Source organism: Mesorhizobium sp. RSR380A, from assembly GCF_054719385.1.
Map to the genome: position 1 here is coordinate 4,613,586 of NZ_JBTTIB010000001.1, position 19,786 is coordinate 4,633,371.

Consider the following 19,786-nt stretch of genomic DNA (forward strand, 5'->3'; position numbering starts at 1 on the left):
CCTACATCCTGAACACGCCGAACTTCGTTTCCTCGATGTCGGCGTTGAGCGCGGCCGACAGGCTGAGCGCCAGCACCTCGCGCGTTTTCGCCGGGTCGATGATGCCGTCGTCCCACAGCCGCGCCGAGGAGTAGAGCGGGTGGCCCTCATGCTCGTATTTCATCAGGATCGGCTTTTTGAATTTCGCTTCCTCCTCAGTGCTCCATTCACCACCCTTGCGCTCGATGCCCTCGCGCTTGACCACCGCCAGCACGGTCGCCGCCTGTTCGCCGCCCATCACCGAAATGCGCGCGTTCGGCCACATCCACAGGAAGCGCGGCGAGTAGGCGCGGCCGCACATGCCGTAATTGCCGGCGCCGAACGACCCGCCGATGATCATCGTCACCTTCGGCACCTTGGCGGTGGCGACCGCCATCACCAGCTTGGCGCCGTCCTTGGCGATGCCGCCGGCCTCGTATTTTCGCCCGACCATGAAGCCGGTGATGTTCTGCAGGAAGATCAGCGGGATCTTGCGCTGGCAGCACAGTTCGATGAAATGCGCGCCCTTCACAGCACTTTCGGAAAACAGCACGCCATTGTTGGCAACGATGCCGACCGGCATGCCCTGCAGATGGGCAAAGCCGGTGACCAGCGTGGTGCCGTAATTCTGTTTGAACTCGTCGAACTCGGAGCCGTCGACGACGCGCGCGATCACCTCGCGCACATCATAGGGCTGGCGCAGATCCGTCGGCACGATGCCGTAGAGTTCACGCGGATCGTGAAGCGGCGGCGTGGGTTCCTGTAAGCTCAGGCTTACGGTCTTGCGCCGGTTGAGGTTTTTGACGATGCGCCGGCAGATGGCCAGCGCATGTTCGTCGTCCAGCGCATAGTGGTCGGCGACACCGGACAGCCTGGTGTGCACGTCGGCGCCGCCAAGCTCCTCGGCGCTGACATCTTCACCCGTAGCCGCCTTCACCAGAGGCGGGCCGCCGAGAAAAATGGTCGCCTGGTTGCGCACCATGATCGTCTCGTCCGACATTGCCGGCACATAGGCGCCGCCCGCAGTACATGAGCCCATGACGCAGGCGATCTGCGGAATGCCGGCCGCCGACATGTTGGCCTGGTTGTAGAAGATGCGGCCGAAATGCTCGCGATCGGGAAACACCTCGTCCTGATTGGGCAGGTTGGCGCCGCCGCTGTCGACCAGATAGACGCAAGGTAGATTGTTTTGCAGCGCGATCTCCTGTGCGCGCAAATGCTTCTTCACCGTGAGCGGATAATAGGTGCCGCCCTTCACCGTGGCGTCGTTGACCACGACCATCACCTCGGTGCCTTCGACACGGCCGACGCCGGCGACGAGGCCGGCCGAGGAAATCTCCTCGCCATACATGGACCATGCCGCGAACTGGCCGATCTCGAGGAAAGGCGAGCCGGTGTCGAGCAACTGCGCCAGCCGCTCGCGCGGCAACAGCTTGCCGCGCGAAACATGACGCTCGCGCGCCTCCTCCGAGCCACCGCGCTCGACGCTTGCCGCCTTGTCCGCAATGTCGGAAACCAGAGCCCGCATGCGCTCGGTGTTGGCGCGAAAGGCTTCGGAGGAAGGGGAGATCTGGGTTTGAAGTACGGCCATGCTAAACCCCTTCCGCCATGATCTCGCGCCCGATCAGCCAGCGGCGGATCTCGCTGGTGCCGGCGCCGATCTCGTAGAGCTTGGCGTCGCGCAACAGCCGGCCGGTCGGATACTCGTTGGTATAGCCGTTGCCGCCAAGCAGCTGGATGGCGTCGAGCGCCATCAGCGTCGCTTTTTCGGCGGCAAACAGCACGCAGCCAGCGGCATCCTTGCGTGTCGTCTGGCCGCGATCGCAGGCAGCCGCGACGGCATAAACGTAAGCGCGCGCGGCGTTCATCGTCGAATACATGTCGGCAAGTTTGCCCTGCACGAGCTGGAACTCGCCGATCGGCTGGCCGAACTGCTTGCGCTCATGCACATAGGGGACGGCAACGTCGAGACAGGCCGCCATGAGCCCGAGCGGTCCGCCGGCGAGCACGGTGCGCTCGTAGTCGAGGCCCGACATCAGGACCTCGACGCCGCGGCCCTCCTCATGCAGCACATTGTCATAGGGCACCTCGACATTGTCGAACACCAGTTCGCCGGTGTTGGAGCCGCGCATGCCGAGCTTGTCGAGCTTTGGCGATGCCGAGAAGCCGGCCATCGTCTTTTCGACGATGAAGGCGGTGATGCCGCGCGATTTCCGCTCCGGATCGGTCTTGGCGTAGACCACCAGCGTTTCGGCGTCGGGGCCGTTGGTGATCCACATTTTCGAGCCGTTGAGCACATAGCGGTCGTTGCGCTTTTCGGCGCGCAGCTTGAGCGAGACGACGTCGGAGCCGGCGCCCGATTCCGACATGGCCAGCGCACCTGCCCTTTCGCCCGAGCACAATGCCGGCAGGAATTTCTCCTTCTGAGCCGGCGTCGCCCAGCGGTTGATCTGGTTGACGCAGAGGTTCGAATGGGCGCCGTAGGAGAGACCAACCGAGCCCGAGGCGCGCGAAATCTCTTCCACCGCAATGACGTGGGCAAGATAGCCCATGCCGCTGCCGCCGAAGTCGGGATCGGCGGTGATGCCGAGAAGGCCGAGCGCGCCGAGCTCTTTCCACAGATGCGTGGGGAATTGATTGCTGCGGTCGATCTCGGCGGCGATCGGCGCTATTTTCTCCTGGGCAAAGCGGCGCACCAGATCGCGCAGCGCCTCGATGTCCTCGTCATGCCCGAAGCTGAGTGTGTTCGTGTACATGCCGTTCCTCCTGCCGCATGACCCCGAAAATCAACTTTGATTTCCGGAAAGGATCATGCGCGAAATCAAAATGCTACAGCGTCCTTTGCGCGTCCGAAGGGACGCGCGGCGCTGTAAGTCTTGCCGTCGATCTTCGCGCCAACCAGGCGCATTGTCATTGAAAGATATGTCGCCGTGACTTCAGCCATCGACAGCCGCTCGCCCGGCCGGAACCAGACGATGACGCCGGTCATCATCTGGATCAGGGCCATGGCAGTGAGCCCGGTGTCATCGACACTGAAGGCGCCGGCCTCCGCGCCGTCGCGCAGGATGGCGCGCAACTCCTTCTCATAGGCGGTGCGCATGCGCAGTATCTCCGTCAGCCGGTCATGCGACAGGCTGCGCAATTCCATATTCGAGACATGGGTGGAGTGGCGGCGCTCGATGTGGAAAGCGATGTGGTTTTCGACATAGGCGGCAAGCCGCGTTGCCGGATCGGCGGCGTCGGGGCGTGCGGCGTCCCACGCTTCGATCAGCTCTTCCATATGTTCGCGCATCAGCGTGAACAGCAGGTCTTCCTTGGTCGGAAAATAGCGGTAGAGCGCGGCGGCCTGGACGCCGACCTCGGCGGCAAGCTGCCGCATCGACATTGCCTCGTAGCCGAAGCGGGCGATCAGGCTGACCGCTGCCTCGCGGACGGCCGCTTCAGTTTTTTCGCCGTCGGATCCCGTTGTGCGTGCCATGAACGTCTCCCCGATACTTAATAATAAAACGAACGTTCAATTAATTCAAGAGGCAATAAAGTGGTTCCGTCTAGACGATGATCCGAAAGTCGATGGGCGCCTCCAGGAGTTCGAATTCCTCGGTCTCGACCTTCGAAACCGAAGCTCCCCTTGGCCCTTGCCGGAGCTGTTCGATCATTGTGGAAACCGCAGCATCGGCACCGGCAATCCAGGCCGTCACCGTGCCGTCTCGTTCATTGCGTACCCAACCTACGAGGCCAAGCTCTATCGCTTCGCCTCGCGCCCACATCCGGTAGCCGACGCCTTGCACCTTGCCATGCACGCGCGCCTGCACCGCCTTTTGCCGGTCGTTATCTCCCATGCTCAAGAACTGGCGCGGGATCGGACGAAAGCAACAGCCTTGAACGGTTGGATTGTTGTTGGATCGACGGAAGCCGGGGACCCGGCTGATTCTGTCTTGGCCTTTGGCGGCATTGGCAGGCCGTGTCGCGACGGCAATCGGCCGGGCTAATTTCCCCGCGCAGCGGCGAGCGCGCCGGGCAGTTCCTCGACAAAGATGTCGAGCTCATGATCGAGGCCGACGCTGACCCTTATGCAACGGTCGAGCCCTGGCGCCATCGGTTTGCGAATGAACACGTCGCGCGACAAAAGATTTTGCAGCACTTTCAGCGCGAAGGCGCCGTCCTTGCCGCAATCGATGGTGACGAAATTGGTCGCCGATGGCAGCGGCTTCAGCCCGTTCGTCTCGGCAATCCCGGCTATACGTGTGCGTCCGGCAGCGACTCGCGCCACCACGCTGTGCAGCCAGTCCTGGTCGGCCAGCGCCTCGACGCCGGCGATCTGCGCCATGCGGCTGACGCCGTAATGGTTGCGGATCTTCTCGAAGTCGCGGATCACCTCACCCTCCGCCACCGCATAGCCGCAGCGAATGCCAGCCAGCCCATAGGCCTTGGAGAAGGTGCGCATGCGGATGACGTTGGGCCGCGTGACATCGATCGGCGGCAGCGCCGAGGCCGGCCCCAATTCGCCATAGGCCTCGTCGAGCACCAGCATGGTGGTTTCCGGCAGGGCTTCAATGAAGGCGATGATCTCGCTTGCATCCCACCAGCTGCCCATCGGATTGTCGGGATTGGAGAGATAGACCAGCGGCGCCTTTTCCCGGACGACGGCCTTGAGCAGGCCGTCCAGACTTTCCATGTCGTTCTCGTAAGGCACCGTGACCAGCCGGCCGCCGACGCCGGCAATGTGGAAATTGAACGTCGGATAGGCGCCGAGCGAGGTGACCACCGCGTCGCCAGGCGCGACATACATGCGCGCCACCAGGGTAAGCAGCCCGTCTATGCCTTCGCCGACCACGACGTTTTCGGCGCCGATGCCGAGATGGGCGGCCGCAGCCTGCTTCAGCTCGTAATTGTCGGGATCGCAATACATCCACTGGTCACGCGCGACGCTCTCCATGCGCTCGATAACGCGCGGCGAAGGCCCGAAACTGCTTTCATTGGCGCCGATGCGGGCGCGAAAAGCACGTCCGCGCTCGCGCTCCTGCGCTTCCGGTCCGACAAACGGCACCGTCGAGGGAAGCGCGCCGACAAGCGGCGTGAGGGCAGGGCGCTGGCGCATGGCAAAGGCTCACGAGAAGATGGGCCTTCTTGCTAGCGTGCCGGATGGGACGGCGCAAGTTCTGGCGCGGTTGGAAATAGCGGCCATGACACCGGGATGAAATCGGCGCGGGTGGCCACGCTCTACGACCTGACTGCCGGTAGGCCGCAACATTTTGGAGGCAGCACTGCAGCCAATGACTATGGCGATGGATGCTTCAAAAAGAAAAACCCGGCGGTTGCCCGCCGGGTTCGATTTTCAGCCAGGTTCTGCCTGTTAGAACGAGCGCTGGAAGCGGAGGAGACCGCCGATGCTGCTCTTCTTGTCGGCATTGGTAAAGTTGGAGAAGTTGGCGTCGTCGAACTTGCCTGCGTTGAGGTAGTCGACTTCGGCCGTGACCGTGAAGCCGGGAACAACGTCGTAGGCGATGTTCGCGGCGACGCCGAGGTTCTTCCACTCGTCATACGAGACCTGGGCATTAAACGAGGTCTTCTCGTTTATGGTGTAGGTGCCGCCACCCCAGAATGCCCAGTTGCCGCCCCACTGCTTGTAGAAGCCACGGCCGCCAGCGTCGATCGCATAGCTCGAGTCCGTCAAATTGTCGTCGGTGCCGTAGCCGCCCATGATGAACAGCGACAGGTTCTGCATCGGGGTGATGTCCAAACGCACCTTGCCGGCGACTTCTTCATAGTTGCTGTCGTACGCGACGACGCCGGTGATGGCGCCCCAGCCCTGCGTGTACTTCAAGCCGCCGACGACATGCGGAACGTAGCTGTCGATGGTGTCGAAGCCCGAGCCTTCTTCGAGAGAGACCACGGCCGAGAAGCCGTTGCCCGCATCGAAGTAGTACTGGACGACGTTGGTGTCGAAGTCGCCGTAGGGAACGAGCGTATCCTGAAGGACGTTGCCGGCGTAGCCGATGAACGTGTCGAAGGCCGATTCGTCCTTACCGACGCGCAGGCCACCGAGCTGGATCCAGGCGAAGTTCAGCGAAACGTTCTTGTTGCCGGCAGGGTTGGAGTTGAACTCGTCTGCTTCCGTTGCCGGATCGTCTGCCGACGGATAGCCGTTACGATTGCCGAAGTTGAAGCGGGTCTCGGTGTAGGTCTTCAAGGTGCCGAGTTCGGTTTCCTGGCCGGTCCAGGTCTTCAGCGTGAAGCGGGCGTTCTTGTAGAAGGTGTCCTGCTCGTCGCCATCCTTATGGTCGAAGGACCTCGCACCGTCGAACGAGCCGACGTCGCCGGCGCCGATGTCGTAGCGGACATAGCCGCCGATGCGCAGGCAGGTTTCGGTGCCGGGGATGTAGAAGTAGCCGGCGCCGTAGACGTCGCAGATCTTGACGTATTCAGCCGGTTCCGGCTCGGCGACGACGACGGCGTCGGCGGCGCGCGCACCGGAAACTGCGATCAAGGCCGCAGCGGAGCCGAGGAGAAGGCTCTTAATGTTCATTTTCTGACCTCCAGTCAAAAGTTAAAAAACGGGTCTGGGTATTCTTTGCTGAAGGACAGCGTTCCCTGCCCCATCCCCACTACCGAAAAAGATGCGCACCGCGCCGCTCCTTCGAAATCGACATTACCCATGAGGCGGCGGCGTTCAACCATGATCGTACCGGCGAAAGGGCTGTGCGGGCGCTATCCCGATGCGTTGTTGCACAAATGACACGATTTGGCCTCAGTCAGAAAGCTCTCATTAACCATCGAAGGGCCGCAAGCCTTTGCCGCAGCGCAGGAATGCGGCCGAATCCGGCGAGGAACGGCCGAGATTGCGGCCATGTCGCCGAGTCGCCAGCCAGGTAACTGCCGCAGAATCGCCGCATGCAAAAGGCTGCGCTGCGGCCGAATCCGGAATTTTCAGAGATAATGGCGCCGGCTTGTTGATTGTGCCGGCGCTTTTCTTTATCCAGCGGCGCAACGGAGAGGTGGCCGAGTGGTCGAAGGCGCTCCCCTGCTAAGGGAGTAGAGGTCAAAAGCTTCTCGTGGGTTCGAATCCCATCCTCTCCGCCATCCTGCTTCGCTCTTCGAGCTTCGCAGGACAAGCCCAACCCTCAGCGCGAAGCAGGATGGCGGAGAGGATGCCCTCCGAAGCCTTGGCGTAGGAGGGCCGGACCGTGTGGTGTGCTACGTGCCGCACAGCGTAAGCCCAGAGAACCCCTTGCAAAATTCGATTGGCAGTCCTGCTTCGCTCTTCGAGCTTCGCAGGACAAGCCCAACCCTCAGCGCGAAGCAGGAAGGCGGAGAGGATGCCCTCCGAAGCCTTGGCGTAGGAGGGCCGGACCGTGTGGTGTGCTACGTGCCGCACAGCGTAAGACCAGAGAATCCCTTGCAAAATTCGATTGGCAGTCCTGCTTCGCTCTTCGAGCTTCGCAGGACAAGCCCACCTCAGCGCGAAGCAGGATGGCGGAGAGGATGCCCTCCGACACCCGGCAAAGGAGAGCAGCTCATGTGGTATGTGTATCTTCTGGAGAGTGCGGCTGCCGAAGGCGAACGCTATATCGGCATAACGACGGACCTGAAACGACGGCTTGTCGAGCACAATGCGGGGAAATCCAGCCATACATCCAAGTTTCTGCCGTGGCGGATCGTCACCTATATGGCCTTTTCGAACCAGGCCAAGGCAGCTTCATTCGAGCGCTATCTCAAATCCGGTTCAGGGCATGCTTTCGCCAACAAGCGCCTGTGGTGATGGCCGCATCACCTGCCGCAAAGGTCCATCTTTTCAATAAACTTCAACAATAACAATTGGTTACAGCGAAAACGCTTGTCGCCGGCTTCACTATCTTGTTCGATCCTGACTGGAGGTCAGAAAATGAACATTAAGAGCCTTCTTCTCGGCTCCGCTGCGGCCCTGATCGCAGTTTCCGGTGCGCGCGCCGCCGACGCCGTCGTCGTCGCCGAGCCGGAACCGGCTGAATACGTCAAGATTTGCGACGTTTACGGCTCGGGCTACTTCTACATTCCCGGCACCGAAACCTGCCTGCGCATCGGCGGCTATGTCCGTTACGACATCGGTGGCGGCGACGTCGGTTCGTTCGACGGTGCGACGTCCGCCGACGTTGAGGATGGTGGCAGCAACGACACCTGGTACAAAAAGGCCCGTTTCTCGCTGAAGACCTGGACCGGCCAGGAAACCGAACTCGGCACCTTGAAGACCTACACCGAGACCCGCTTCAACTTCCAGAATAACAACCGTGATGCGGGCGCACTCGTTGATCCCGATGGCGCGGGTCCGCTCCCCGCGAGCAACGCCGTCAATCCTGCTGGCAACACCGGTGCTTCGCTGAACTTCGCCTGGATCCAGCTCGGTGGCCTGCGCGTCGGTAAGGACGAATCGGCCTTCAATACGTTCATCGGCTACGCCGGCAACGTCATCCAGGATACGCTCGTTCCCTACGGCGACTTCGACACCAATGTCATCCAGTACTACTTCGACGCGGGCAACGGCTTCTCGGCCGTGATCTCTCTCGAAGAAGGCTCGGGCGGCGGCACTGCTGGTCTCTACGGCGTGGGCACGATCGACAGCTACGTTCCGCATGTCGTCGGCGGTCTGAAGTACACGCAGGGCTGGGGCGCCATCACCGGCGTCATTGCTTACGACAGCAACTATGAAGAAGTCGCCGGCAAGGTGCGTTTGGACATCACCCCGATGCAGAACCTGTCGCTCTTCATCATGGGCGGCTACGGCACCGACGACAATTACACGGACGGGACCTACGCGTTCCCGGCCGGCGGTCGCGGCTTCTACAAGCAGTGGGACGGCAACTGGGCAGTCTGGGGCGGTGGCACCTACACCATCAACGAGAAGACCTCGTTCAACGCCCAGGTTTCGTATGACGAAGGTGAGAACCTCGCCATCGCCGCGAACATCGCCTACGACGTTGTCCCGGGCTTCACGGTCACGGCCGAAGTTGACTACGTCAATGCAGGGAGCATCGACGAAGCCGATGGCCTGAACCACAACTGGACCGGCATTTCTGATGGCGGCGACGACGCCATCGGCGGCATGCTCCGCTTCCAGCGCTCGTTCTAAGGGTTGGCTTTAGACAAATGAATACCAGCCCGGGCGCGTCAACGCCCGGGCTGTTTTGTTTCGTGACTGGGTCAAGACAAGCAGAAGGAACAGGGGGAATCGGCAGCTGAACAGTCCGTAGGGTGAGTTCGTGGGATCCGCTGATGGGCGGATGAATTCACAACTGCGTGATTAAATCTCTTGAAAGGACGCTTCCAAGCGGGTAGGTCTGACTCTATCCACTCGGGGGTGTGGCAATTTATGACCATCGACGCGATACAAGAGGGCGACCCCTCCGAACATTTCTCAATGTTCTCTTCTCAAACTGCGAAGATAAGATACAGCTACAACAAGATCAGAGAAGTAAAGTCGCACCGGGTCGGAGAGCTTTTTTCAGCGTACCGAGACATACTCTGGGATGATGGGCGACATAAATACAATGTCAGCTCCTTCATCGGCGAAATAGACGAGATTCTCCTCGGAGAACGGTTCAGCGCCTTTGACCAGAGCACCCTGGACAGTCTTATCGGCACCTTGCGCCAGCGCGGCAACAGCAACGCAACCATCAATCGAAAGATGGCTGCCCTCAGCAAACTGCTGCGCAAGGCTTACAAGATGGGGGATATCCACAGCCTGCCCGAGTTCCGCCGCCAGAAGGAGCGGGCGGGACGGATTCGTTTCCTCGAAAGGGACGAAGAAGCAAGGCTGTTCGCCGCCATCAGGACCCGCAGCGAGGATGCCTACCGTCTTTCGTGCTTTCTCGTGGACACCGGATGCCGTCTCGGCGAGGCGCTCGGGCTGATCTGGAACGACATCCAGGAACATCGCGTCTCGTTCTGGATCACCAAATCCGGCCGCAGCCGCACCATCCCGATGACCGAGCGGGTCAAGGAGGTCATCAAACTGCCCCCGTCAGAGGGCCGCCGGCCCAAGGGCCCGTTCACCAAACTCAGCCAGGCACAGTTTCGCGCCATCTGGAACGATGCCAAGGCTGAAGTCGGTCTCGGCGCCGACGACCAGGTGGTGCCGCACATCTTGCGTCACACCTGCGCCTCACGTCTGGTCCAGGGCGGCATCGACATCCGCCGCGTGCAGATGTGGCTTGGCCACCAGACGCTTTCGATGACCATGCGCTACGCACATCTGGCGACCAACGATCTCGACGGCTGCGTCGTCGTGCTGGAGACACCACGCGGCGAAGGGCTGTCCGGCGATGGAAAAAGCTCGGCCTTCGCATCGCCGCTGACCACGGCCTCAGTGCCAGCGCCTGCTCAAAAAAGCAAAGCGGCAGCGGCGAAGGCACCCAAGGCGCCCCGGAAAAGCTCGAAAGCCAAATAGTTACCCAAGGCTTTCATATACTACCACGACAACCCCAGGATCAGATTTGATCTTGGGGTTTACTATTCCTGGGCCGTATTTAGTACTCCATCCAGGAAGGCCGCGATAGCGCCCGGCAGGTTGCCTGTCTCCAGGAAGGGGGCATGACCCTGGCCCTCGACGGCGATCGCTTCCATGCCGGGATGACGCTTTTGCATCTCCTCGAGTGTGTCGGCCGACAATAGTTTCGAGTTGGCGCCCCGAATGGCAAGCAAAGGTATGGCCGCCAGCGCCTCGAACTGTGGCCACAACTCCGGCAACGGCTTGCTGAGGTCGAGGCCCGCCAACGTCTCGACCAGCTGGGTGTCGAAATCCGGCAGCAGGAGGCCTTCGTCCGTCTCGCGGTAGAGGGCCGACACCATCCGCTCCCAATCCCCCTCGGTCAGAGCGGGAAAATCCGCGCCGTGCGCGACGCGTTGCGCATCGATCGCCTCAGCGCGGCTCTTCGGTTTCGGTGCCGGGTCGAGATGGGTTTGGATATGGGCGAGCCCCGCGGCCTCGATCACCGGTCCGATGTCGTTGAGCACAATGGCTTTCAGCGCGGCTGGCCGCAGCGCGCCGAGCACGTGGATGATCAGCCCGCCGCGCGATGTACCGATAAAGGCCGCTTCCTCGACCTTCAGGGCGGCCAGTCCGGCGAGAACATCGCCGGCCTCGATGCCGATAGTGTAATGGCTGATATCAGGGTCGTGAGCGGACTGGCCGCGGCCACGGTAGTCGAAGGCGATGACCTTGCGCGGATTGTCGGTCCGCTGCGACAGATAAAGCGCCAACTCATGAAAGTCGCGGGCGTTGCGGGTCAGGCCGGGCAGGCAGACCACCGGCCAGGTTCCCGAGTTTGTCTCACCGTAGATGCGAGCGTGAAGTCTGAGGCCGTCCGGCGCTGTGTAGAAGAAATCGGAAAAGCCGTCGTGGTTTGGCATGCGGACTCGATTCCTCACCATTGTCGGATCGCCTGCGACTGCTATAGGCGAGCACCGAAGCGGTCAAATGGAGGGCGCGACGCAAAAGCGGTTGTGTGCGTCAAGTTCTGCAAAATGGGGCAGCCATGATGCTGGTCATGCGGCTTGGCGCAGAGCGAGCTTCTTGTGCTCGCGCAGGTCGTCCATGTTGATGTATCGGTTGGCCTCCATCCAGTTTTCATTGGTCTCGACGGCCAACGCCCTGACCAGGCGCAGGCAGCTTTCGGTGTTGGGGAAGATGCGCACGACATAGGTGCGCCGGCGGATTTCCTCGTTGAGCCGCTCCAGCATGTTGGTGGATTTGAGATGCTTGTGGTGCTGTCTCGGCAGCCTGAAGAAGGTCAGGGTTTGTTCGATGGCATCCTCGGCCCAGCCTGTCAGGCGCGGATAGCGGGCCGACCATTTGGCAAGCCATGCGGCAAGATCAGCCCTGGCCTCTGCGAGATCGCGCCGGTCGTAGAGCCAGCGCAATTCCTGCAGGCAGTCGTCGCCGTGGTTCCTCGGCAGATGATCGAGCGCGTTCCTGAGGAAGTGCACGTAGCAGCGTTGCCAGGCGGCTTCGGGGATCACCTCGCCGATCGCTGCCACCAGGCCGGCGTGATCGTCGGACACAACCAACTCGACGCCCTTGAGGCCGCGCGCCTTGAGGCCGACGAGGAAGTCCCTCCAGGCCGAGCGGCTCTCGCGATTGGCCATCTCCACGGCCAGGATCTGGCGCCTTCCGTCCCAGTCGATACCGACCGCGATCAGCACCGCCTGGCTCATGACAACACCGGCTTCACGCACCTTCTCGTAGCGCGCATCGAGGATGAGGTAAGGAAACGGCTCTTGAAGGGGGCGCCTGGCAAAGGCAGCGAGGCTCTCGTCCAGCCGCTTGTTGATGGCCGAGATCGACGAGGCCGAGAAGGCATGGCCGCACAGTTCTTCCGTGATCGCCTTCACCTTGCGGGTCGACACGCCCTGGACATACATCTCCGCCAGTGTCGCCACCAAGGCCCGCTCGGAACGCTGGTAGCGCTCGAACAGCTCGGTGGAGAAGCGCCCGGCCCGGTCCTGCGGAACCCGCAGCTCGAGCTTGCCGACCCGCGTCACAAGGGTGCGGCCGTAATAGCCCGAGCGATAGCCAAGCCGTTCGGGCGTGCGCTCGCTCTTCGAGGCACCCAGCGCCTCGTCCATCTCGGCCTCAAGCACCTCCTGCATCACCGCACGGAGCACCTCGTGCAATCCATCCGGGTTCGAAAGCAAAATGTCTTTGACGGCAGCGCTGGCGGTCTTAACTTCAGTCTTGGTCATGGCGGCGTTCCTTCGCGGGAATCAGGTGACGTGAACAATCACCAGCCTGCCATGACCGCCCCCTCTCAGCGAATTTGCAGAACTCTCAGCACACTACCCGCAAAAGCTGCCGATCTCCCCCCTTGCGGGGGAGATGGCCGGCAGGCCAGAGGGGGGTGTGAAGGATCGCCGAGCTTTGGATAGCTGGCTTTCTACTGAGCCATTGAATTGGCTGAGAGGCCGAGGGACAGCACCCCCTCTGCCTTGCCAGGCATCTCCCCCGCAAGGGGGGAGATCGGCAGCTTTGATGAAGGTGGCTGTCGAGCCTCAACCCCTTCCGTTCACCAAATCCCCAACGATATCGCACTTCCCCGAAATACGCATCTTGTAGACCTCGTAATTCTCCATCACGCGCTGCACGTAACTTCTTGTTTCGGTGTAGGGAATTCGCTCGATCCAGTCGACGACGGCGTCGATGCCCTTGCCGCGCGGGTCGCCGTACTTGGCTACCCATTGGCTGGCGCGGTTGGGGCCGGCATTGTAGCCGGCGAAGGTCAGCACATAGGAGCCGCCGAAGCGGTCGAGCTGCTCGCCGAGGAAGGCAGCCCCCAACGTCGCATTGTAGCCGGCATCGCTGGTCAGCCGATCCTGGGAAAAGCTCAGTCCTGCCTTCTTCGCCAATTGCTTGGCGGTGCCCGGCATCAGCTGCAGCAGGCCGCGCGCGCCGGCGCTGGAGACGGCGCCGACATTGAATTCGCTTTCCTGGCGGGCGATCGCGTAGGCCAGCGCCTTGCCCGAGCCGGAAATGTCGGCGGTGTCGGGAATGACGCCCAGCGGATGCGACAGCGCGCCGACATCGATGCCGCGCGCGCCGGCGATCTTGCCGATCTTCAGCGCCATGAAATGATTGCCCTGCTTTTCCGCCAGCAAGGCAAGCAGCGCCAGCTCGCCGGGGCTGGTCAACTGCCCGGCGAGGTCGCGGTAAAGCGTCTCGGCATAGCGGTCGTAGCCCGCCTCCTGCAGCCGCTTGATGGCGCTGACGGCTTCGCGGCCGTCAAAGCTTTGGCGGTCGACAGTGCTTGGCTCGGGATAGGCGATGTTCAGCGTGCGCAAGCCAACCCGTTCCGCCGCCAACTGCCCGTAGAAAGTGGTGCCATAGGCTGCCGCCTTGGTGAAATAATCCTTCGCATTGCCGGGACCGCCGACTTCCGCCGCGCGGCCAAGCCAGTAATAGGCGCGTGACAGCGACATCGGTCCCTGCGCGAGATCGGCGATGCGGGCAAAATGGGTCGAGGCCGTCGCAGGATCGTTGAGGCCGCGCAACGCATACCAGCCGGCGTGGAATTCGGCCTCGGCGGCGCTGGCGGGGCTTTCGGCGGCATGCGCGGCAACGATCTTGTAGGCGGTCTTCCAGTCGCCCTGGTCGACCAGTGCGCGCGACAGCACGCGGCGCTCGACCCACCAGGCATCGGGATCGACCAGCGCGTCGCGGCTCGTTGGCGCTTTCATCATCACCGCGGCGGCGTCCGCAAAGTTCCGCTGCTTGCGCAGATATTCGGCTTGCGCGAAGAAATAGCCGGCCGATTGCTGCGCGGCAGGCACCGCTTTCAACAGCTTGGCCGCGTTCTTGTCGCCACGCGAGGCGGCGGCCCAGGCATCGGCCAGCGATTGCGCGCCGGCAAGTGCTGCGACCCGCACGGCCGAATTCTCCCGGTCGGCATAAAACATCCGTTCCATGCGGAAACGATGGTCGGCAGCCGGAATGATGGCGCCAAACTCCTTGCTGACGGCCGCCTCGTCCCTGGCTTCCAGCTTCTCGGTGCGCCAGAATGGCGACAGCACGGAAAGCGCAGCCTTGGTGTTGCCAAGAGCTACATAAGAACGGGCAAGGATGACCACGCCTTGAAAGGTCAGCGGCTGGCTGCCGTCAAAGGCTTTCACCACGGTCTGCGGCGAGGGGTTTTCGCGACAAAGCGCGCGCTCGCTGTTCTTGCGCAGAGCGATGGTGCCCGGCCAATTCGGCAACATCTTTGCGGTATCGGCAATCTCGCTGCTCGGCACACGGTCGCCGCCATAGAGCGCGATCGCCCAGGCCAGGATATGGCGGTCCAGCGAACTGGCCGGCAATGTTTCGCGCACCGCTCGTGCCGCGGCGATATCGCCGGTCGCCAACGCGTCGAGACTGCCTTTCAACACGGCGATATTGGCAGAGGGCGCATCGGTCTGCGCTCTGTCTTGCATGTCAGGCATCGGGATCGATGAGGTCGTCTGCTCGTCGACGCTCTCGTTTGCCGCCGTCCCCACTATCAGCAGGGCAACGGCGCCAAGCAATATGAAGCGGAGTGGCCGACCGGCCGGCATGATCCTGATCTTTCCCTGTTGCGGCACTTTAGATGGCAAGCCCAGGTGCCCGAGAGCCTAGACTTAGGTCGTGAAGAGCCCGTAAACAAAGGGTTATCGAGGCCGTTCGAATTGGGCTTGCTGGCACCATCGGCATGCTTGCCGCGCAACAGTGTCGAGACTATGGTGCGCGGCTTCGCTTTCGGCTAGAAGGCGCCCGATGCAGTCGCCCAAAAGTGGGAACCGGTTTTGGGACGACGACATGCATAAACAAACAAGTTCCAAGGAGTTGGACGACATGCTGAGAGGCTCGCTTACTGCGCTCGTGACACCGTTCGAAAAGACCGGGCGTTTCGACGAGAAAGCCTTTCGCGCCTTCGTCGAATGGCAACTTGGCGAGGGCACGACGGGCCTCGTCCCGGTCGGCACCACCGGCGAGTCGCCGACGCTGTCGCATGACGAGCATCGCCATGTCGTCAAGGTCTGCATCGAGGTGGCCAAGGGGCGCGCTCCGGTCGTGGCCGGCGCCGGCTCCAACAACACCGCGGAAGCGGTCGGTCTGGTGCAATATGCCGAGCAGGCGGGCGCCGACGCCGCTCTGGTGGTCACGCCTTATTACAACAAGCCAACACAGCGCGGCTTGTACGAGCATTTCGCCGCCGTCGCCAGGGCGACCAAGCTGCCGATCATCATCTACAACATCCCGCCGCGCTCGGTGATCGACATGATGCCGGAGACGATGGGCAAGCTGGCGCACGACTTCAAGAACATCGTCGGCGTCAAGGATGCCACCGGCAAGGTCGAGCGCGTGTCCGAACAGCGCGCTACCTGCGGCAAGGATTTCATCCAGCTTTCAGGGGAGGATGCCTCGGCGCTCGGCTTCAACGCCCATGGCGGCGTCGGCTGCATCTCGGTGACGTCGAATGTCGCGCCGCGGCTGTGCGCCGAATTCCAGGAAGCCACACTGTCCGGTGACAGCGCCAAGGCGCTGGAATTGCAGGACCGTCTGCTGCCGCTGCACAAGGCGATCTTCCTTGAGCCCGGCCTGTGCGGCGTCAAATACGCGCTGTCGAAGATTGGCAAGGTCGAGAACGTGGTGCGCTCGCCGCTGGTGACCATCGAGGCGTCGACCGCCGAGAAGATCGATGCGGCGATGAAGCACGCCGGCTTGATAAATTAAGGATGAGGCGCCACCTCTCCGCATCATGAACCAGGTCAGAAAAGCCGATCCCAACAACAAGACCGTTGCGGAAAACCGCAAGGCGCGGTTTTCCTATGAGGTGCTCGACACCGTCGAGGCCGGCCTGGTGCTGACCGGCACCGAGGTCAAATCGCTGCGCCAGGGCCAGGCCAACATCCAGGACAGCTACGCCTCGGTCGAGGGTGGCGAGATCTGGCTGATCAATTCCTATCTGCCGGAATATCTGCAGGCCAACCGCTTCAACCACGAGCCCAGGCGGCGCCGCAAGCTGCTGCTCAACAAGCGCGAGATGGCAAAACTCGCGCAGAGCATCGACCGCGAAGGCATGACGCTGGTGCCGCTGAAAATCTACTTCAACGACCAGGGCCGTGCCAAGCTGCTCCTCGCCGTCGGCCGCGGCAAGAAACTGCACGACAAGCGCGAGAGCGAAAAGCAGCGCGACTGGTCGCGCGAAAAGGGCCGGCTCATGAAGGAACGGGGCTAAGAACCTCGAGCCACAGCCCCAGAAAAGCCACATCGGCTTTCAAGTTTCCAGCGACATACGATGGGGAAAGGCTTGAAGAACCGGATCATTCTCTGGGGTGCGGCCAGTCTGGTCTTCGCCGGCATCGTCGCCGCAGGTGGCATCTTCTATTTCCGGACGTTCTCGCCGGATCGTGACAGCTATCCGGTCAGGGGTATCGACGTTTCCCATCATCAGGGTGAGATCGACTGGCGGCGCGTTGCCGCCGACGATGTCGCCTTCGCTGTCATCAAGGCGACCGAGGGCGGCGACCATGTCGACGATGCCTTCGCCAAAAACCTGCGCGAGGCGCGCGCGGCCGGACTTGCCGTCGGCGCCTATCACTTCTTCACCTTCTGCCGGCCGGGCGCCGACCAGGCGAAAAATTTCATCGCGGTGGTGCCGCACGACCAGCCGCTGCTGCCGCCGGTCGTCGACATCGAATTCGGCGGCAACTGCCCCCAACGCCCGTCGCCGGAGCAGCTGAGCGCGGAACTCCAGGCCTTCCTCGGACCGGTTGAAGCTGCGTTCGGCAAGCCGGCGATCATCTACCTGACCGACGAGGCTGAGGACGCCTATGCCGGACAGATGGCTGTGCGGCAGCGCTGGCTGCGCTCGCTGGCGTTCAAGCCGAGCGAGGACGGCTGGATTTACTGGCAGTACCACAATATGGGCCGTGTCGACGGGATCGAGGGCGATGTCGATCTCAACGTCCTGCAGGGTGGGCAGCAAACGCTGGCCGAGCTATTTGCTGCGCCCGCATCGCTCTCTTCGCAAAAGCCTCCATCGCCTTGAACGAATCAGCTGGCCTTGAGTTTGGCATCCGCAGTCTTACGCAGGCTTGGGAACAGGCCTGGAAAGAGCCGAAAAAGCCATCCCCGCGGCCATGATCAGTACGGCGGCGAACTGGGCGCCGGTCGGCGTCTCGCCGAGCACCGTCATCGCGATCAGCACGGTTGCGATCGGCACGCATGGCATGAACAGCGATGCCGCCTGCGACCCCAGCTGCCGGACGATATAGGTGTACAGGAACATGGCGGCCGCACCTGCCAAAAACCCTTGAATGACGATCTGGCTGGCAATCTCGGCCACTGATGCCGCGCGGAGGCCGCTTGGGGCAAAGAAATAGAGCAACGGCAGCGGCACGCATGACAGCAGCACCACCGTTGCGGTCGCCGCAACCGGATCGACGCGCCAGCGCCGCACGAGAACGGCATAGGTGGCAAACATCGCGCCGGATCCGACGAACAGAAGATCGCCGAAGAGGACATCCTTCATGCCGCCGCCAGTGCGCACGGGTGCAATGAACAGGATCAGCCCGGCGATGATGGCTGCGACGCCGATGGTTCGCTGGCGCGAGGTTTTCTCCCTCGTGGCGATGCGCGACAGCACGAATGAGAAGAACACGATCGAGGCAGGGCAAAGTGCGGCACCATGCGCTGCCGGCGCATAGGTCAGTCCCCAATTGATGATGATAGGGTAGGGCAGTCCGGCCAGTGCCGCCAGCGTCAAGGCACGCCTCCAGCCCAATGCCTTGCCAGTCGCCCGGCCGTTTCTCCAGACGACCAGCAGCATGACCATGCCGGCGCCGGCAAAGCGCAACGTTGCCAAATCGGTCGCGGTCAGATGTTCCCGCAGGCTGAAGCGGGCGGCGACGAACTGCACGGCGTAGATGCCGATCATGGCCAGGCCAGCAAGGATTGCCGGCTTCGTGTTTCGGTCCTCTGTCACGCGCATTCTTGTCCCGCTCGATCCTGCCAGCGGAAGGGTACTTCCTCCAGACGGCTTTCGTTGAAAACGCAGCCTATTGTCGAAAATGGTGCGTCAAAATATGCTGTTTTCGCAATGTGGAAGTGAAAGTCACGCGATATGGGCGCTGCAAACGTGAATCATGAATCCGATCAGCTCGACGCCATCGATCGCAGCCTGCTTCGGTTGCTGCAGGAGGACGGGCGTCGCACGACGCTTGACCTAGCAGCCCGTGTCGGCCTGTCGCCGACCGGCACCAGCCAGCGCGTGAAGCGCCTTTTCCGTGAGGGTTTCATCACCGCGGTCCGGGCCGTGCTCAATCCGCAAAAGATCGGCCGCGGCACGCTCGTCTTCATCGAAGTCAGGCTCGACCAGGCGGCGCCGCATGTGTTCGACCGTTTCGCCGAAGAGGTAGCAAAGGCCCCCGAAGTGCTGGAGTGCCATATGGTCGTGGGCGGCTTCGACTATCTGGTGAAAGCGCGCATTTCGGAAATGGCCGCCTATCAGGATTTTTTGAAGCGCGTGATCCTGCCGCTGCCGGGTGTCAGGGAAACGCACACCTATGCGTCGATATCGGACGTGAAGCCGGACGCGCTGCTGCCGGTGTGAGGGCCGGACCAACGCAAGCGGTTGCCACGCCTCGGCTTCAAGCGGCCTGGGAAACCTCCGGCGCCAGCGTCACATTCGCATCGCCCCAGACCTTCAGCACGGTGATCACGGGCTCCAGGCTTCGGCCACGAGGCGTCGGGCTGTACTCGACCTTCGGCGGCATCTGCGCATAGACCTTGCGGGCGATGAGCCCAGTCTGGCTCGCTCGGCTATGCGCAGGCGGCAGCACTCCCGACGACGGCGATCACCGCCTTTGAGGCGCTGTTCGACCGCCTCGATGTGAAGAAGCTAGTCATCGGCGCCGCGAACACCATCCTGATCGTCGGCGGCGCCGGCGGCGTCGGGTCGATCGCGGTCCAGCTCGCGCGCCAGCTGACCGATCTGACGGTGATCGCCACCGCATCGCGGCCCGAAACCCGCGACTGGGTCGCAAGAGCGTTTCGGTCCACTGGGAGCCGATGTTCACCCGCTCGCTGTATGAAACGCCCGATATGGCCGCGCAGGGCGAACATCTCAACGAACTGGCGCGCCTTGTCGACGCCGGCACCATCCCCACCAGGCTGGGCGAGACGTTCGGCCCAATCAATGCCGCCAATCTGAAGCGCGCCCATGCGCTGATCGAGACCGGCAAGGCCAAGGGCAAGATCGTGCTCGAGGGATTTTGAGAGGCAGCG

17 protein-coding genes, 1 tRNA gene and 2 pseudogenes are annotated in these 19,786 nt (G+C 62.2%); 9 read left to right on the top strand and 11 right to left on the bottom strand.

The window, feature by feature from the left end; all coding sequences use genetic code 11:
- Position 1: 1 nt before the first annotated feature.
- The 6 genes from ACYG9Z_RS22120 to ACYG9Z_RS22145 all read right to left on the bottom strand — a co-directional run bounded on the left by ACYG9Z_RS22120 (position 2) and on the right by ACYG9Z_RS22145 (position 6,544).
- Positions 2–1,609, bottom strand: a complete 1,608-nt coding sequence (locus ACYG9Z_RS22120; protein ID WP_023752988.1) for a carboxyl transferase domain-containing protein — start codon at positions 1,607–1,609, stop codon at positions 2–4.
- 1 nt (position 1,610) lies between these two features.
- Positions 1,611–2,774 carry an isovaleryl-CoA dehydrogenase gene (locus ACYG9Z_RS22125; protein WP_023752987.1) on the bottom strand — a complete coding sequence of 388 codons (1,164 nt, stop codon included), beginning with the start codon at positions 2,772–2,774 and terminating at the stop codon, positions 1,611–1,613.
- 65 nt (positions 2,775–2,839) lie between these two features.
- Positions 2,840–3,496, bottom strand: coding sequence for a TetR/AcrR family transcriptional regulator (locus ACYG9Z_RS22130; RefSeq protein ID WP_023752986.1), 657 nt, complete (start codon positions 3,494–3,496; stop codon positions 2,840–2,842).
- 70 nt (positions 3,497–3,566) lie between these two features.
- The gene (locus ACYG9Z_RS22135; protein ID WP_023752985.1) at positions 3,567–3,857 is read right to left on the bottom strand and encodes an acylphosphatase; all 291 of its coding nucleotides are present in this window, start codon (positions 3,855–3,857) and stop codon (positions 3,567–3,569) included.
- A 146-nt stretch (positions 3,858–4,003) separates the two neighbouring features.
- On the bottom strand, positions 4,004–5,116 hold the full coding sequence (locus ACYG9Z_RS22140; RefSeq protein WP_023752984.1) for a pyridoxal phosphate-dependent aminotransferase: 1,113 nt from the start codon (positions 5,114–5,116) through the stop codon (positions 4,004–4,006).
- Positions 5,117–5,371: 255 nt separating this feature from the next.
- Complete coding sequence (locus ACYG9Z_RS22145; RefSeq protein ID WP_460222847.1) at positions 5,372–6,544, bottom strand: porin; 1,173 nt, start codon at positions 6,542–6,544, stop codon at positions 5,372–5,374.
- A gap of 463 nt (positions 6,545–7,007) precedes the next feature.
- Between ACYG9Z_RS22145 and ACYG9Z_RS22150 the strand changes: the two genes are divergently transcribed.
- From ACYG9Z_RS22150 to ACYG9Z_RS22165, 4 genes are all read left to right on the top strand, one after another.
- Positions 7,008–7,098 (top strand) — tRNA-Ser (locus ACYG9Z_RS22150).
- A 436-nt stretch (positions 7,099–7,534) separates the two neighbouring features.
- Positions 7,535–7,777, top strand: coding sequence for a GIY-YIG nuclease family protein (locus tag ACYG9Z_RS22155; protein ID WP_023699414.1), 243 nt, complete (start codon positions 7,535–7,537; stop codon positions 7,775–7,777).
- A 123-nt stretch (positions 7,778–7,900) separates the two neighbouring features.
- Positions 7,901–9,121 (top strand): porin, encoded by a 1,221-nt coding sequence (locus ACYG9Z_RS22160; RefSeq protein ID WP_353029525.1) that lies wholly within the window; start codon positions 7,901–7,903, stop codon positions 9,119–9,121.
- A 240-nt stretch (positions 9,122–9,361) separates the two neighbouring features.
- Entirely contained in the window at positions 9,362–10,438 is a 1,077-nt protein-coding gene (locus tag ACYG9Z_RS22165) for a tyrosine-type recombinase/integrase (RefSeq protein WP_023752980.1), read from the top strand.
- Between the two features lie 62 nt (positions 10,439–10,500).
- Here ACYG9Z_RS22165 and ACYG9Z_RS22170 read toward each other — a convergent pair whose 3' ends face one another.
- The 3 genes from ACYG9Z_RS22170 to ACYG9Z_RS22180 form a co-directional block, all read right to left on the bottom strand.
- Positions 10,501–11,400 carry an alpha/beta fold hydrolase gene (locus tag ACYG9Z_RS22170; protein WP_023752979.1) on the bottom strand — a complete coding sequence of 300 codons (900 nt, stop codon included), beginning with the start codon at positions 11,398–11,400 and terminating at the stop codon, positions 10,501–10,503.
- Positions 11,401–11,535: 135 nt separating this feature from the next.
- Positions 11,536–12,732 carry an IS256 family transposase gene (locus tag ACYG9Z_RS22175; protein WP_460222848.1) on the bottom strand — a complete coding sequence of 399 codons (1,197 nt, stop codon included), beginning with the start codon at positions 12,730–12,732 and terminating at the stop codon, positions 11,536–11,538.
- A 306-nt stretch (positions 12,733–13,038) separates the two neighbouring features.
- On the bottom strand, positions 13,039–15,072 hold the full coding sequence (locus ACYG9Z_RS22180) for a lytic transglycosylase domain-containing protein (RefSeq protein ID WP_023753077.1): 2,034 nt from the start codon (positions 15,070–15,072) through the stop codon (positions 13,039–13,041).
- Positions 15,073–15,349: 277 nt separating this feature from the next.
- Between ACYG9Z_RS22180 and dapA the strand changes: the two genes are divergently transcribed.
- The 3 genes from dapA (at position 15,350) to ACYG9Z_RS22195 (ending at position 17,549) form a co-directional block, all read left to right on the top strand.
- Positions 15,350–16,231 (top strand): 4-hydroxy-tetrahydrodipicolinate synthase, encoded by an 882-nt coding sequence (dapA, locus tag ACYG9Z_RS22185; protein ID WP_031244267.1) that lies wholly within the window; start codon positions 15,350–15,352, stop codon positions 16,229–16,231.
- Between the two features lie 25 nt (positions 16,232–16,256).
- The gene (smpB, locus tag ACYG9Z_RS22190) at positions 16,257–16,736 is read left to right on the top strand and encodes an SsrA-binding protein SmpB (protein WP_023687280.1); all 480 of its coding nucleotides are present in this window, start codon (positions 16,257–16,259) and stop codon (positions 16,734–16,736) included.
- Positions 16,737–16,808: 72 nt separating this feature from the next.
- On the top strand, positions 16,809–17,549 hold the full coding sequence (locus ACYG9Z_RS22195) for a glycoside hydrolase family 25 protein (RefSeq protein WP_023705404.1): 741 nt from the start codon (positions 16,809–16,811) through the stop codon (positions 17,547–17,549).
- A 36-nt stretch (positions 17,550–17,585) separates the two neighbouring features.
- On the opposite strand, the gene ACYG9Z_RS22200 is transcribed toward ACYG9Z_RS22195, so the two are convergent.
- Positions 17,586–18,491 (bottom strand): DMT family transporter, encoded by a 906-nt coding sequence (locus ACYG9Z_RS22200; RefSeq protein WP_023705403.1) that lies wholly within the window; start codon positions 18,489–18,491, stop codon positions 17,586–17,588.
- Between the two features lie 132 nt (positions 18,492–18,623).
- On the opposite strand from ACYG9Z_RS22200, the gene ACYG9Z_RS22205 reads away from it, so the two are divergent.
- Positions 18,624–19,112, top strand: coding sequence for an Lrp/AsnC family transcriptional regulator (locus ACYG9Z_RS22205; RefSeq protein WP_023753080.1), 489 nt, complete (start codon positions 18,624–18,626; stop codon positions 19,110–19,112).
- Positions 19,113–19,149: 37 nt separating this feature from the next.
- On the opposite strand, the pseudogene ACYG9Z_RS22210 reads toward ACYG9Z_RS22205, so the two are convergent.
- Positions 19,150–19,305: pseudogene (locus ACYG9Z_RS22210) on the bottom strand (winged helix-turn-helix transcriptional regulator); the annotation flags it as partial.
- An 8-nt stretch (positions 19,306–19,313) separates the two neighbouring features.
- On the opposite strand from ACYG9Z_RS22210, the pseudogene ACYG9Z_RS22215 reads away from it, so the two are divergent.
- Positions 19,314–19,777 (top strand): annotated as a pseudogene (locus tag ACYG9Z_RS22215) (zinc-binding dehydrogenase); the annotation flags it as partial.
- Between the last annotated feature and the right edge of the window lie 9 nt (positions 19,778–19,786).